This window comes from Burkholderia aenigmatica (assembly GCF_902499175.1).
GTDB lineage: Bacteria > Pseudomonadota > Gammaproteobacteria > Burkholderiales > Burkholderiaceae > Burkholderia > Burkholderia aenigmatica.
Map to the genome: position 1 here is coordinate 1 of NZ_CABVQC010000016.1, position 13,254 is coordinate 13,254.

The 13,254-nt window shown below is 67.7% G+C and carries 13 protein-coding genes; 7 read left to right on the forward strand and 6 right to left on the reverse strand.

Annotated features, from left to right (window positions below; translation table 11 throughout):
* Positions 1-377: 377 nt before the first annotated feature.
* Positions 378-2,087, forward strand: coding sequence for a 2-isopropylmalate synthase (gene leuA / locus BDO18943_RS13655; protein ID WP_175022804.1), 1,710 nt, complete (start codon positions 378-380; stop codon positions 2,085-2,087).
* On the opposite strand, the gene BDO18943_RS13660 is transcribed toward leuA, so the two are convergent.
* Both BDO18943_RS13660 and BDO18943_RS13665 read right to left on the reverse strand, forming a co-directional pair.
* Positions 2,005-3,060 carry a LysR family transcriptional regulator gene (locus BDO18943_RS13660; RefSeq protein ID WP_175022708.1) on the reverse strand — a complete coding sequence of 352 codons (1,056 nt, stop codon included), beginning with the start codon at positions 3,058-3,060 and terminating at the stop codon, positions 2,005-2,007. The genes leuA and BDO18943_RS13660 overlap by 83 nt on opposite strands.
* A 113-nt stretch (positions 3,061-3,173) precedes the next feature.
* On the reverse strand, positions 3,174-3,947 hold the full coding sequence (locus BDO18943_RS13665; protein ID WP_080741444.1) for an AraC family transcriptional regulator: 774 nt from the start codon (positions 3,945-3,947) through the stop codon (positions 3,174-3,176).
* 134 nt (positions 3,948-4,081) lie between these two features.
* Between BDO18943_RS13665 and BDO18943_RS13670 the strand changes: the two genes are divergently transcribed.
* From BDO18943_RS13670 to BDO18943_RS13685, 4 genes are all read left to right on the forward strand, one after another.
* Positions 4,082-5,500, forward strand: a complete 1,419-nt coding sequence (locus BDO18943_RS13670; protein WP_235996013.1) for an efflux transporter outer membrane subunit — start codon at positions 4,082-4,084, stop codon at positions 5,498-5,500.
* Between the two features lie 47 nt (positions 5,501-5,547).
* A complete protein-coding gene (locus BDO18943_RS13675) occupies positions 5,548-6,666 on the forward strand; it encodes an HlyD family secretion protein (protein WP_175022710.1) in 1,119 nt (372 codons plus the stop codon).
* Positions 6,663-8,255 carry a DHA2 family efflux MFS transporter permease subunit gene (locus tag BDO18943_RS13680; protein WP_175022711.1) on the forward strand — a complete coding sequence of 531 codons (1,593 nt, stop codon included), beginning with the start codon at positions 6,663-6,665 and terminating at the stop codon, positions 8,253-8,255. Before BDO18943_RS13675 ends, BDO18943_RS13680 begins: the two co-directional genes overlap by 4 nt.
* Positions 8,256-8,379: 124 nt before the next feature.
* A complete protein-coding gene (locus BDO18943_RS13685; protein ID WP_043179268.1) occupies positions 8,380-8,784 on the forward strand; it encodes a hypothetical protein in 405 nt (134 codons plus the stop codon).
* Between the two features lie 172 nt (positions 8,785-8,956).
* Here the strand turns inward: BDO18943_RS13685 and BDO18943_RS13690 are convergent, their stop codons facing one another.
* Together BDO18943_RS13690 and BDO18943_RS13695 are read right to left on the reverse strand one after the other, a co-directional pair.
* A complete protein-coding gene (locus BDO18943_RS13690; protein WP_175022712.1) occupies positions 8,957-9,277 on the reverse strand; it encodes a helix-turn-helix domain-containing protein in 321 nt (106 codons plus the stop codon).
* Positions 9,274-9,603, reverse strand: coding sequence for a SymE family type I addiction module toxin (locus tag BDO18943_RS13695; protein WP_175022713.1), 330 nt, complete (start codon positions 9,601-9,603; stop codon positions 9,274-9,276). The genes BDO18943_RS13690 and BDO18943_RS13695 overlap by 4 nt, the downstream gene beginning before the upstream one ends.
* 323 nt (positions 9,604-9,926) lie before the next feature.
* Here BDO18943_RS13695 and BDO18943_RS13700 point away from each other — a divergent pair, with 323 nt between their 5' ends.
* Complete coding sequence (locus tag BDO18943_RS13700) at positions 9,927-10,178, forward strand: LysR substrate-binding domain-containing protein (protein WP_235996015.1); 252 nt, start codon at positions 9,927-9,929, stop codon at positions 10,176-10,178.
* 37 nt (positions 10,179-10,215) lie between these two features.
* Here the strand turns inward: BDO18943_RS13700 and BDO18943_RS13705 are convergent, their stop codons facing one another.
* Together BDO18943_RS13705 and BDO18943_RS13710 are read right to left on the reverse strand one after the other, a co-directional pair.
* Positions 10,216-11,025, reverse strand: coding sequence for a TlpA family protein disulfide reductase (locus BDO18943_RS13705; RefSeq protein WP_175022805.1), 810 nt, complete (start codon positions 11,023-11,025; stop codon positions 10,216-10,218).
* Positions 11,026-11,250: 225 nt separating this feature from the next.
* Positions 11,251-12,252, reverse strand: coding sequence for a hypothetical protein (locus tag BDO18943_RS13710; RefSeq protein ID WP_175022714.1), 1,002 nt, complete (start codon positions 12,250-12,252; stop codon positions 11,251-11,253).
* Positions 12,253-12,444: 192 nt separating this feature from the next.
* Between BDO18943_RS13710 and BDO18943_RS13715 the strand changes: the two genes are divergently transcribed.
* Positions 12,445-13,170 (forward strand): class I SAM-dependent methyltransferase, encoded by a 726-nt coding sequence (locus BDO18943_RS13715; RefSeq protein WP_175022715.1) that lies wholly within the window; start codon positions 12,445-12,447, stop codon positions 13,168-13,170.
* Positions 13,171-13,254 lie beyond the last annotated feature (84 nt).

The following is a 13,254-nucleotide window of genomic DNA, read 5'->3' on the forward strand; positions in this document are numbered from 1 at the left end:
GCTCCAATGCAAACCAAAGTAGACGTTGGAGGCAGGCGATTCATTTACGTTCAATCAAGAATCGAACGCTACACTAGCCCGTTTCTCCGGGCTGGGTCTGCGGCTGCGCGCTTTCCATCTGCTTCTTTCCTGAAGCGCCAGATTTCCCCCGCATCACCGACCTGGCCCCGGTTGTCGACCGGCGCCTGAGTTCGTCCTTCTTCCGAATCGCTCCGCTCCGTCCCGGTCGCTCAACCGCCAAGGCTGTCGTTCGCCGTACCGCTTAGCCGTTGTGCCGTTTTCTACCGTTTTTACCGCTGCGCGCGCAGCTGGCCGCCACGGCCGATGGCCGCCGCGCCGCGGTTTCCCGACAAACCGACCGAGGACCGAACATCATGATGCTGAAGAACCCCGCGACGAAGTACCGACCGTTCACGCCCGTCAACCTGCCGAACCGCATGTGGCCGACGCGCACGATCACGCAAGCGCCGATCTGGATGAGCACCGACCTGCGCGACGGCAACCAGTCGCTGTTCGAGCCGATGGACGCCGCGCGCAAGATGCGGATGTTCAAGATGCTGGTTGCGATCGGTTTCAAGGAGATCGAGGTCGCATTCCCGTCGGCGTCCGAGACCGATTTCAACTTCGTGCGCGAGCTGATCGAAGGCGGCCACATTCCCGACGACGTGACGATCGAGGTGCTCACGCAGGCGCGCGACGACCTGATCGAGCGCACCTTCGAATCGCTGCGCGGCGCGAAGCGCGCGATCGTGCACCTGTACAACGCGACCGCGCCGGAATTCCGCAAGATCGTGTTCGGCCTCGACCGCGACGGCGTGAAGGCGCTCGCGGTGAACGCCGCGCGCACGATCAAGCGCTGCGCCGACGCCGCGACCGATACGCATTTCACGCTGCAATACAGCCCGGAGACCTTCACGGCGACCGAGCTCGATTTCGCGAAGGAAGTCTGCGACGCGGTGTTCGACGTGTGGCAGCCGACGCCGGAGCACAAGGCGATCGTGAACCTGCCGGCCACCGTCGAAGTCGGCACACCGAACTTCTACGCGGACCAGATCGAATGGATGCACCGCAACCTCGCGCGCCGCGATGCGCTGATCGTGTCCGTGCATCCGCACAACGACCGCGGCACCGCGGTCGCGGCGGCCGAGCTCGCGGTGATGGCCGGTGCGGACCGGATCGAGGGCTGCCTGTTCGGCAACGGCGAACGCACCGGTAACGTCGATCTCGTCACGCTCGCGCTGAACCTGTACTCGCAGGGCGTCGATCCGGGCCTCGATTTCTCGCAGATCAACGAAGTCGCGCGCACGGCCGAGGAATGCACGCAGTTGCCGATCCATCCGCGCCATCCGTATGTCGGCGATCTGGTGTTCACCGCATTCTCCGGCTCGCACCAGGACGCGATCAAGAAGGGCTTTGCGGTGCAGCGCCCCGATGCCGTGTGGGAAATGCCGTATCTGCCGATCGATCCGAGCGACGTCGGCCGCACGTACGACTCGATCATTCGCGTGAACAGCCAGTCGGGCAAGGGCGGTATCGCGTACCTGCTCGAACAGAGCTATGGCGTCGCGCTGCCGCGCCGCCTGCAGGTCGACTTCAGTGCGGCCGTGCAGCGCCTGACCGACGACAGCGGGCTCGAGGTGACGAGCGCGCAGATCTGGTCGCTGTTCCAGCAGGAATACGTGGAAGGCGATACGCCGCTGCGTTATGTCGGCCATGAATTGACCGAGCGCGACGGCCGCGAGTCGATCGTGCTGACCGCCGACGTGCACGGCGAGCGCCGCGTGCTGCGCGGTGAAGGCAACGGCCCGCTCGATGCGCTGATGCACGCGTTGCGCACGCCGCTGCGGATCCAGCACTACGAGGAGCGCGCGTTGTCGCAGGGTGCCGATGCGAAGGCGATTGCGATCGCCGAGCTGGCCGGCACGGGCGTGCGCGGCAGTGCGTTCGGCGTCGGCATCGACGCGAACCTGACGACCGCGTCGATCCGCGCGGTGATCAGCGGTATCAACCGTGCGTATGCGCGCGCGGACGAAGCGGCGCAGGCGACGTTTTTTGCCGCGCAGCCCGCGGTGAAGGCTGTCGCGTAAGCGGGGCATCGGCGGCCGCGTCGGCGATGTCCGGCGCGGTCGCGTCGTTGTCCGGGCGGTTGCCTCCGCGCGGCCCGTCGAGCGCCGCGCACAGTTCCGCCTTCATGAAATCCACCCACGCGCGCGTCTTCGCGTCGAGATGCCGGCGCGACGGATACACCAGAAACACGCCCACGTCCTCCGCGCGGTAATCGCGCAGCACGCGCACCAGCGCGCCTGAACGCAGCCCGTCGTCCGCGACGAACTCTGGCAGCAGGCCGATGCCCGCCCCTTCCCGAACCGCGATCTCGAGCGATGCCGCGACGTCGGCCGTCATCGTCGGCTCGAACGCGACCGTTTCCGAAGCCGCACCGCACGTCAGCGTCCATTCGCGCGCCGGGTAGGCCGGCGCGACCAGTTGCAGGCAGCGATGCCGCGCGAGCGCGCGCGGCGTATCCGGCATCCCGTGCCGCGCGACATACGCGGGCGACGCGCACAGCACGCTGCCGATCCGCCCGACGTCGATCGCGACCTGATCGGAACTCGGCAGGCTCGGCATCGCAATCACCGCGACGTCGTAGCTGTCGCGGATCAGGTCCGGCACCTGCGGCGCGAGCGTCAGGTCGACGCTGACGTCCGGATAGCGCGCCTGGAAGCGCGCGACGAGCGGAATCACGAAACGATTCGCGATGCTGGCGCTGCAGTGCGCGCGCAGCCGGCCGTGCGGATGCAGCCGCGCGCCGCGTGCTTCGCGTTCGCTCGCATCGACGGCGAGCGTGATGTCGCGTGCGCGCGCGAGATAGCGTTCGCCGGCTTCGGTCAGGCACATCGAGCGCGTCGTGCGGTTCATCAACCGGATGCCGAGATGCGCTTCGAGCGACGCGATCGTGCGGCTGACATACGCGGTCGTGAGGTTGAGCCGCTTGCCGGTTTCGGTGAAGGTCCCCGCGTCGGCGAGCGTGACGAAAACCTGCATGCTTTGAATGAGATCCATCGTCGGGGCGGGCGCGTGGCGCCGGTGTCGTGCGATGCCGCTACTGTAGCGAGCGGCCTGCCGTGCCGCGCGCGCACGTCAGCGAACGATCGTCGCGAAACGGACAGGGCGGTTCAGCGTCGCGAGAAGTATTCGCTCGGCGGCACGCCGAGTGCCTTGCGGAACATCGCCGCGAACGCGCTGGGGCTGTCGTAGCCGTGTTCGAGCGCGAGTTCGAGGATCGGCGTGCCGGCGGCCAGGCGCGGCAGGCTCAGCAGCAGGCGCGCATGGCGGCACCACGCACCGTGCGTCATGCCCGTTTCACGCTTGAAGGTGCGCGCGAGCGTGCGCTCGTTCATGTGCGCGTCGCGCGCCCACGACTGCAGGGTGACGACCGACGACGGGTCATTGATGAGCCGCGTGCACAGCGCGGCGAGCGCCGGATGGCGCGGCATCGGCACATGCAGCGACAGCAGCGGCGCGATCTCGATTTCGTCGAGGATCAGCGCGAGCACGCGGCCCGCGCGATGCGCGAGGTCGTAATCGGCCGGCAGTTCGCACGCGGTCACGATCAGTTCGCGCAGCAACGTGCCGACCTCGATCACGCGGCATTCGCGCGGCAGGCTCGGCCGCACTTCGTGCGCGACGAATACCGTGCGCATCTGCACGTCGCCGGCCATTCGGATTTCGTGCTGGGTGCCGCCCGGCACCCAGACCGCGCGCCCCGTCGGCACGACCCAGCTGCCGGCATCCGCATGCACGAGCATCACGCCGGAAATCGCGTGAATCAGCTGGCCATGCCGGTGCGAATGCGGCGGATACGCGATGCCGGCCGCCGCGTCGGACGCGACGACGGCGATCTGCTTGTGCTTGTCCTTGTGCTCGAGCGCACTGAAAAATTGATCCACGTGTCCTTTTCTCGACGACGAATGCGCTTTGCGCGCGAGATCGACCGAATGGGTCGAAATTACCATAGGCCCATCGTTTGTTCGACTGCCATTGCACGATGCACGCCTCGTTATCTCCTCCGGTTTCCTTCCGTTTGTCTGTTGCTGCCGCGCTGCTGAGCGCCGCGACGCTTGCCGCCTGCTCGGTCGGCGATCCGTACCGTCCGCCTGCGGCCGATGCGGCGCGCACGGCGCCGTTCGACGCGGCGAGCGATGCACCCGTTGCATCCGGCGGTGCGTTGCCCGATCGCTGGTGGCAACTGTTCGACGATCCGGCGCTCGACGCACTCGTGCGCGAAGCGCTCGCGCAGAACCGCGATCTCGCGGTAGCCGCGGCACGGGTCGCGCGTGCGCGGGCCGTGCTCGACGAAGCGGGGGCCGCGCAGTTGCCCGAGACGACAGCCGGCTTTGGCGTCGACTACGGCAAGCACGCGCCCGACCAGATCGTCGCGAGTGCGAAGGGCACCGATGCGCGTACGCGCTGGGGGTTCGCGCCGTCGTTCGCGGTGTCGTGGGAAGTCGATCTTTGGGGGCGCGTCGGTCATCTCGTCGATGCCGCGCGCGCCGATTCGGAGGCCGTGCAGGCGGCGTCGGATGCGATGCGCGTCGCGGTGGCCGCCGAAACGACGGCCGCCTATGCGCAGGCGTGCGCGTACGGCGAGCGGATCGACGTGGCCGAGCGCTCGGTCGCGATCGCCGACCGCCTCGCGTCGCTGACCGCCCACCAGCGTGCGCACGGTCTCGTGTCCGATCTCGAAGTCGCGCGCTCGCGTGCATTTGCCGACGATACGCGCGCCGAACTGCCGGCGCTCGCGGGCGCGCGCCGCGCCGCGTTGTATGAGCTGGCCGTGCTGACCGGTCATGCGCCCGGCGCGATTCCCGACGCGGCCGCGCGCTGCCACGCGACGCCGGCGCTGGCGCGGCCGTTTCCGGTCGGCGACGGCGCCGCGCTGCTCCGGCGCCGGCCCGACCTGCGCGAAAGCGAGCGCCGGCTCGCCGCGTCGAACGCGCGGATCGGTGCCGCGACGGCCGAGCTGTATCCGTCGATCGTACTCGGCGGGTCGGTGAACTGGCTGTCGACCACCGGCGATCCATCGTCGCTTGGCGACAAGTATGCGATCGCGTGGGGCGTCGGGCCGCTGATTACGTGGCGTTTTCCGAATCTCGCGGCGAGCCGCGCGCAACTCGCGCAGGCCCGCGCGGACGATGCCGCCGCGCGCGCGTCGTTCGATGCGCAGGTGCTGCGCGCGCTGAAGGAAACCGAGCAGGCGCTCGCCCGCTATGGCGCCGAGTGGCGCCACAAGGCCGCGCTCGAAACCGCGCGCGCCGAGCACGCACGCGCCTACCGGCTCGCCGAACTGAACTACGACGCGGGTGCGCTGGATTTTCTCGGCGTGCTCGACGCGCAGCGCAGCCTCGTCGCGGTCGACGCGGCACTGGCCACCTCGACGCAGCAGGTCGCACTCGATCAGGTCGCCGTCTTCAAGGCACTGGGGGGCGGCTGGCAGCCCTAGCCGGCCGTTCGTGAATCCGCACGCACTCAACCATTCCGATTCCGATCATGAGCACCACAGCCGTACCCGAGAAATCCGCCCGTTTCGCGCGGCGCCACTGGATCGCCGCCGGCGCCTTCATCATCGTCATCGCGCTTGTCGGTTTCGGCTGGCGCTGGTGGACGGTCGGCCGCTTCATCGAGCACACCGACGACGCGTACGTGCGCGCCGACATCGTGACCGTCAGCCCGCGCGTGGCCGGCTATGTCGCACGCGTGGCCGTCGACGACAACCAGCCCGTGAAGCGCGGCGACGTGCTCGTCACGCTCGACGATCGCGACTACCGTGCGAGGCTCGACGATGCGCAGGCAGCCGTCGCCGCGGCCGATGCGACGCTGCAGGCCGAGGAAGCCGCGGCCGCGACGCTCGACGCGCAGGTCGGCCAGCAACGCAGCGTGATCGAGCAGGCGCAGGCCGATGCGGCCGCCGCGCACGCCGAAGCCGCGCGGCGCGATGCCGATGCGGTGCGCTACAAGCAGTTGCTCGCCGAATCGGCTGCCAGCGGGCAGCGCTGGGAACAGGCGCATGCCGATGCGCTGAAGGCGCGCGCGGAACTGGCCCGTGCGAGCGCGGCCGTGCGCGCGCAGGACGACCAGCAGACGGTGCTGCGCCGGCGCCGCGCGCAGAGTACGGCCGCGATCGAGCAGGCGCGTGCGCGACTCGCGGCGTCCCGCGCGAAGCTCGCGCTGGCGCAACTCGATCTCGAACACACGGTGATCCGTGCGACCCGCGACGGCACGATCGGCCAGCGGGCGGTGCGCGCAGGGCAGTACATCGAGGTTGGGATGCCGTTGCTCGCGGTCGTGCCGCTGCGCGATGTGTACGTCGTCGCGAACTTCAAGGAGACGCAGCTTGGCGCGATGCGCGACGGGCAGCCGGTCGAGATCGATGTCGATACCTACGCGGGCCGCACGCTGCACGGCCGCGTGCTGGGGCTCGCACCGGGCTCGGGGGCCGAATTCGCGCTGCTGCCGCCCGACAACGCGACCGGTAACTTCACGAAGATCGTGCAGCGCGTGCCCGTGAAGATCCGCCTCGATGCGCCGCCGTCGGGCCTCGTGCTGCGGCCCGGCATGTCGGTGATCGCGCGTGTCGACACGCGCGGCGTACCGGGAGCCGGATCGTGACGGCCGCAACCGGGCAGGCTACGCAGGCCACGCACGACGAAACCGTCTCGCTGCGCGCGTGGGTCGCGGTGCTCGGCGGCGTGTTCGGCTGCTTCATGGCGGGGATGAACGTGCACGTGACGAACGCGTCGTTGCCCGACATCCGTGGTTCGCTGGGCGCGAGCTTCGAGGAAGGCTCGTGGATCTCGACCGCCTATCTCGTCGCCGAGATCGTCGTGATTCCCCTCACCGGCTGGCTCGTGCAGGTGTTCTCGGCGCGCCGCGTGCTGCTCGTCGGCGCAACGGGGTTTTTGGCGTTCTCGATCGCGTGCTCGGTCGCGCCGACCATCTCGTCGATGATCGTCGCGCGCGCACTGCAGGGCGCATTCGGCGGCGTGCTGATTCCGCTGTCGTTCCAGCTGATCGTCACCGAGCTGCCGCCGTCGAAGCATCCGTTCGGCATGGCGCTGTTCGCGGTCGCGAACAACGTCGCGCAGGCGGCCGGGCCATCGCTTGGCGGCTGGCTCACCGACATGTATTCATGGCGCTGGATCTTCTATCTGCAGATTCCGCCCGCGATCGCGCTGATCGTGGCAATCGCGTGGGCGATCCGCCCGGTGCCCGTGCAACTGTCGAAGCTGCGCCAGGCCGACTGGTTCGGGATCGCGACGATGGCGCTCGGCCTGAGTGCGCTGCAGATCGTGCTGGAAGAGGGCGGTCGCAAGGACTGGTTCGCGTCCGACCTGATCGTCGAGCTGTCGATCGTCGCGGTGGCGGGGCTCGTCGCGTTCGTCGCGATCGAGCTGCGGCGCAAGGAGCCGTTCATCAACCTGAGGTTGCTCGGCCGCTACAACTTCGGGATCGCGAGCCTGATGCAGTTCCTGTTCGGCGCGGTGGTGTTCGGCGTCGTGTTTCTCGTGCCGAACTACTTCGCCGAGCTGCACGGCTACAGCGCGCGCGACATCGGCCTCGCGATGATCCCGTACGGGATCGTGCAGTTCGTGATGTCGTTCCTGACGCCGCCGCTGATGCGCCGCACGAGCCCGCGCGCGACGATCGTGCTCGGCTTCGTGCTCGTCGCGGCCGGCTGCCTGATGAACATCCACCTGACTGCCGACGCCGCGTCGAACGTGATCGTGCCGTCGCTCGTCGTGCGCGGGATCGGGCAGTCGCTCGTCGTGATCGCACTGTCGGTGATGGCCGTCGACGGGATCGAGAAGGCGCAGCTCGGCTCGGCGTCCGGCGTGTTCAACATGGTGCGCAACGTCGGCGGCGCGATCGGCATCGCGGTGGCGAGCCAGATCGTCGTCGAGCGGCAGAAACTGCACGCGATGCGGATTGGCGAGGCCGTTTCGCCGTTCTCGGCAGCCTTTCAGGAACGCATGGCGATGCTGGCGCGGCTGTTGTCGCGCGTGCACGTGCCGCGTGCCGATGCGTTGCCGGGTTCGTCGACCGGCGGCGTGCACGAGCTGGCACTCGCGCTCGTCAACCAGCGCGTGATGCGCGAGGCGCTGCTGATGGCGTACAGTGACACGTTCCTGATCGCGGGTGTCGCGATGGCAGCGTGTACGGCGGCGGCGTTCGTGTTGAAGGGGAAGAAGAAAGCGTGATGGGGACAGACGCCCGATGTTGAAGCCTGACATTGCTGACAGGCGCCGAATTCCTGCAATGCGCGTATCGTGCATGCGGCGCGCGAGGCTGTTCTCCCGCGCTGATCACCATGAGGAGCGTGGCATGTCGAAGGATGATTCCCTGAGAGGACAGATCAAGGAGCAGGCCCAGGCAGCGGACCGCCACAACCTGGCGCGGCCGGCTGCGAACGGCGCGCTGTGGGCGCGCGGCCTCACGACGCAACGGGTCGCCGACCTGTTCAGAACCCTGCAGGGATTGCCGGGGCACTGGATGCAGTTGCAGAACGAGGTCAATGCCGGGAATCGCTATTTTTACGGTGTGCAGAATGGCAGCGTGACGACCGAAGAAGGGAAGGCGCTGATCCGCTGGATCGCCAAGGCGGTTGTGAGCGCCGCCGGGGAGGCACAGTTCGACTTCCCGTTGCAGCAATTGCGTTTCACTGCCGACATGGGCTGGCTCAAGCTCCAGCGTGTGCAAGGGCGTGTGATGGTGTTTTCGCAGCCCTGATCGTCAGTTCCGGGGCGTCGTCGGAACCCGCGGCCGTTCATGAGTACGGTGTCGGTGTATAGAGGGTGATCGCGGCGAGCCGGCACTTTGCGCCGGCTCGCCTGTGACGGGCATTCGGTGGCGGCCGGACCCGGCCGCCACACAGACTCCCTCCCGGCCATTCTGCCGACTGTCAGACCGACACCGTGATGCCTGCCGAACGCGGCGGCCTCGCAGGCCGCACCACGATTTCCACATGCTGGCCCAATGACGCCAGCGTCTGCATCAGCAGTTCCAGCGAAACGTTCCGAAGCCTTTCGCGTTGCTCGGGCGTGACGACCGGCCGGGCCATCTCCGAGAGCGCCGCAGCCTCGTCTTCGCTCAGGCCGCGCGAGACGATCAGCGCATTGAGTTTCAGTACGAGCGCAGACTTGGCCGAGAGTGCGCCTGCATCATCGAGGCCGAAGTCATCCGGCAACGGGTAGGCGCGTTGGCGCGAGTCGTTGTAGTTCATTCCGCCTCTCCCGTGATCACCGAAAACTGTGGCCGTGGTTGTCTTGTCGCGCGATCGGCATCCTGTCCGACATCGTCGCAGTGCCCCTCTTCGATCGGCGTGATCACCAGCCGCTTGTGCGCGACCTCGATCTGCAAGTGCTGCTCGGGTTCGAAACCCGCTGCTTCGATCCAGCGGCCGGACAGCTTCATCCATAGATGGAGGACCGGCGGTGCCATGTCGCTGAGCCTGAGGTGCGGGACGATGCGGCGAGTCTGAAGAGACATTCGAGAGGGCACGAAACAATCGTGAAAACTAACCGGTGCGTTATGATTCGCGTCAGCCATGACTGACTCCCATGATGAGTGGGTTGTGGTCAGCGGCCCGCAGGTGCACTAACACCTGCGGGCCGCGCTCGTTTACGCGGCGGCTATGGATTGGTATCCCGTCATATGATCTGCATGACGAAACAACCGGGTATTCCACGCGAAAACGTGCAACCACTCTAGCCGAGATCGATCGCTGTCAGGTGCGGGTCTGGCGCGTCATGGTCGGCACCGGCGGTCGCGCCGATGTCCTGCATGCTTGCTGCGCAACGATTTCCCGGCGATCGCGCCGGCGGGCTGCATCGTTACGTCATGGCCGATATGTCAGAAAGCGTGTCGGTCGAATGCTTCGATTCGCCGGCCGCACGTCGGACGAGGATGTCATTTGCGTCGTGTGGCTACCGTACTGGCTGGTGCGCGACGCGTTGCGCGGCGGCGCGTTACGGGAGTTGCTGCCGGATCGGCCGGGCGTGATCTTTCCGATCCAGGCGGTATGGCCCTACACGCTGCATCTTCCACTGAAAGTCCGGGCTGCCGTCGATGCGCTGCGGGAACATCTCCCGGCCCGGCTGGCCGCGGTCGAAGCGCGGACGTGACGAAGCGGTTGCCGCGGTTCTTTGGACGAGACGCGCGTTACTGGCCGAAGCGGTCCGCCACGGCATCCTTCAGCCGCGCAGCGGTGATCTCGCCCATGTGCGATTCGACGAGATTGCCTTTGGCATCGAAGAAGAGCGTCGTCGGCAGCCCGCGCGAACCGTAGGCCTTCATCGCGTGCAGCGTGCGATCGAGCAGTACGTGATCGAACCGCAGTCCTTTCTGTTCGAGGAACGCGCGCACCGTTTGCGCGTCTTCGCCCTGGTTGACCATCAGCACCGTCATCCCCGGATGATCCTGCTGCGCTTGCGCGAGGATCGGCATTTCGCGCTGGCACGGCGGGCACCACGTGGCCCAAAGATTCACGACGACAGGCTTGCCCGCGAAGCGTTGCACCGGCACCGGCGTGGCGTCGAGCGCTTCGAGCTGCAATGCGGCAAGCGGTGGCGCGCTGTGCTGCAACGTGGCGAGCGTGCCCTGCGCGATGCCCCATGCGGCGAGGCCCGCGAGCATGCCGGCCATCACCGGGCGACGCAGCGCGGGCAGGCGGCGCAGGCGCCAGCCTGCGAACACGATCGCGGCCGCGAGGCCGATGCGCCAGTCGAAGCCGCCGTCGCCGAGCGCGACGATCGAGCGCGGCGCGGCCGCGTAGTCGCGCCACCATTGCGCGACGTAGCCGATGCGCGCGGCGAGCAGGCCGAGCAGCAACGCATCGAGGATCAGGCTCGATGCGGTCTTGTGATGTCCGTCCGGCGGGCGGCGCTGGATGAAACGGGCGACGAGCCACGCGAGCAGCGCGGCGACGGCCACCGCGACGACGCGGATCGAGAAGGGACCGATGCTTAACATGAACAGGAAAGAGGTGGCGTGATCGGGCGGGGGCACAACGATCATCGGCCGATGACGATGAAGCCGTCAATGGTCGAGCGGCGTTTCGACACGGCCTGATGCACGCGGGTTCCCTTCGTGACTCGCATGCGTCAGAGGGAGTCCGGCGGCTTCGATGTTCGCGCCCGCCCGCATCGTCAGGAGGGCGTTGTTTCGTGCGGGTATGCGATGAACCGGAAGGCCTCGTTACGGGCTCTTGGTCGCCGTCGCCCCGCCGAGCCGATACGCGGTAAAGAACTCATACCACGGCGACCCTTCCGCAACCGGCACGCCGAGCGCCGCCGTCCGCTGTTTCAACGCACCGAACACGTCGTTGATGCGTGCCGTTTGCGCCGCGTCGTTGAACGGATAGGGCCGCGATCGCCCGGCCGCGAATGCGCCGTACGCGATCGCGAGCAGGCGCGCGCTGTCGCTGGTCGAGGCTATCGCCCCGTTGATCGTTTCGGCGAGCCGCGGCCGGTCTTCGGCGCGTGATGACGCTAGGCACAGGAACACGATCGACGACAGCTCATGCAGGTCCTTCATCTGCAGCAGCTCAGGCAGCCGTGCGACGATCCGTTCAACCGGTTCGTCGCGCAGTGCATCGCCGAAGTCGAGCACGGCCGTCATCGGATTCCGGTCGTCCTTCAGCCGATCGAGCGCAGGCGGCGCGGCCGGCGCACCGTCGGGCATTGTTGCCGGCGCAGCCCGCAGCGCCTCGGCCACCTGCTGCGTCCATTCCGGAAAGATCATCCGCACGTTGCCGAACTGCTCGCCGCCTTCCGCCGCCGGATTCCATCGATACACGATCGTGCCGCCGCGAATGAACGGCGAATACAGGTGCTCGGGTGTTTGCGGCAGCGGCCGCCGGTTGATCGGCAGCCAGGCGAGCGTCAGCCAGTCGTAGCGGCCGGTGGCGGGCACGGAAGGGCTCGAGCTCGCGACGACCTGCCACGTGCCGCGATTCGCATAGCGGCGTCGCGCGTCGGGCACCGCGACGGTCCGGCCTTTCGCGGTGTCGAAGTAGGTCGTGCCGGTCACGTTCGTGCCGCTGTCCGCGGCGGGCGTGAGGGTGGAGATGACCCACGACGCGCCGTCCGCCGCACGGTAGTCGGACGGCTTCAGCGTCGCGACGTCGTGCACCATGCGCGTTTCCGCCGCGACGGGGCTCGGGGGGAGATTGGCGGGCGCGGCCAGGATGCTCGGCATGGGATGTCCTCGGAATCGGGGGCGCATCGTCGGGCGGCGGCGATGCGCGGCGGCGCGGATTGTTTTATGTCACTGTAGAACGTCAACGCCGGAAACGGAAACCGGCTGCGCGGCCCCCCCGCTCACGCGTTCCGTCGCTTCGGCTTACCATGCGCATCCTGAACCAACGACGTACACCGGGCGGGAGCGCACATGACCGACACGAGAGCCATCACCGAACACTGGACGCAGGTCGCCGACCAATGGATCGGCTGGGCCGGCAAGCCGGGGCACGATGCGTTCTGGAAATACCGCGCGGGGCTCGCGGCCTATATCGGCCGCGACACCGGCCGCGCGCTGGAGATCGGCTGCGGCGAAGGTCGCGTGAGCCGCGAGCTGAAGGCGCTCGGCTACGACGTGACCGCGACCGACGTGGTGCCCGCGATGCTCGACGCCGCGCGTCACGCGGATTCCGCGCATCGTTACGAACTGGCCGATGCGGCGTCGCTGCCGTTCGATTCAGCCAGCTTCGATCTCGTGATGGCGTACAACGTGCTGATGGATCTCGACGACATGCAGCGCGCGTTGAACGAGGCGCGTCGCGTGCTGAAGCCGGGCGGGACGCTGTTCATCTCGCTCGTGCATCCGTTCCGCGATCGCGGCGGCTTCGCGGGGCCGCAACCCGATGCGCCGTTCGTGTTGAAGGGCAGCTATTTCGGGCGCGAGCACTTCGATGGCGTGGAAGCGCGCGACGGGCTGTCGATGCACTTCGCGGGCTGGTCGCTGCCGTTGCAGGCGTACATGGAAGCGCTGGAAGCGGCCGGCTTCGCGATCGTATCGCTGCGCGAGCCGCCGCCCGATCACGCGGATACGGACCAGTTGAAGCAGTGGGCGCGCGTTCCGCTGTTTCTGTGGATCAAGGCGCGGCCGGTGGGTTGAATCGGTCGCCCCGAGGACACAAAAATCGATCGAAAGGATGATCTTGTATCCCGGGAGCGACCAGGTTTGCCGATGCGCGTGTTC

What these genes read in the sequence shown, in the direction of transcription:
- leuA (WP_175022804.1), top strand. Translation starts at nt 378, where the DNA reads ATGCTGAAGAACCCCGCGACGAAGTACCGACCGTTCACGCCCGTCAAC.
- BDO18943_RS13660 (WP_175022708.1), bottom strand. Translation starts at nt 3,060, where the DNA reads ATGGATCTCATTCAAAGCATGCAGGTTTTCGTCACGCTCGCCGACGCG.
- BDO18943_RS13675 (WP_175022710.1), top strand. Translation starts at nt 5,548, where the DNA reads ATGAGCACCACAGCCGTACCCGAGAAATCCGCCCGTTTCGCGCGGCGC.
- BDO18943_RS13685 (WP_043179268.1), top strand. Translation starts at nt 8,380, where the DNA reads ATGTCGAAGGATGATTCCCTGAGAGGACAGATCAAGGAGCAGGCCCAG.
- BDO18943_RS13690 (WP_175022712.1), bottom strand. Translation starts at nt 9,277, where the DNA reads ATGAACTACAACGACTCGCGCCAACGCGCCTACCCGTTGCCGGATGAC.
- BDO18943_RS13695 (WP_175022713.1), bottom strand. Translation starts at nt 9,603, where the DNA reads ATGGCTGACGCGAATCATAACGCACCGGTTAGTTTTCACGATTGTTTC.
- BDO18943_RS13700 (WP_235996015.1), top strand. Translation starts at nt 9,927, where the DNA reads ATGCTTCGATTCGCCGGCCGCACGTCGGACGAGGATGTCATTTGCGTC.
- BDO18943_RS13705 (WP_175022805.1), bottom strand. Translation starts at nt 11,025, where the DNA reads ATGTTAAGCATCGGTCCCTTCTCGATCCGCGTCGTCGCGGTGGCCGTC.
- BDO18943_RS13710 (WP_175022714.1), bottom strand. Translation starts at nt 12,252, where the DNA reads ATGCCGAGCATCCTGGCCGCGCCCGCCAATCTCCCCCCGAGCCCCGTC.
- BDO18943_RS13715 (WP_175022715.1), top strand. Translation starts at nt 12,445, where the DNA reads ATGACCGACACGAGAGCCATCACCGAACACTGGACGCAGGTCGCCGAC.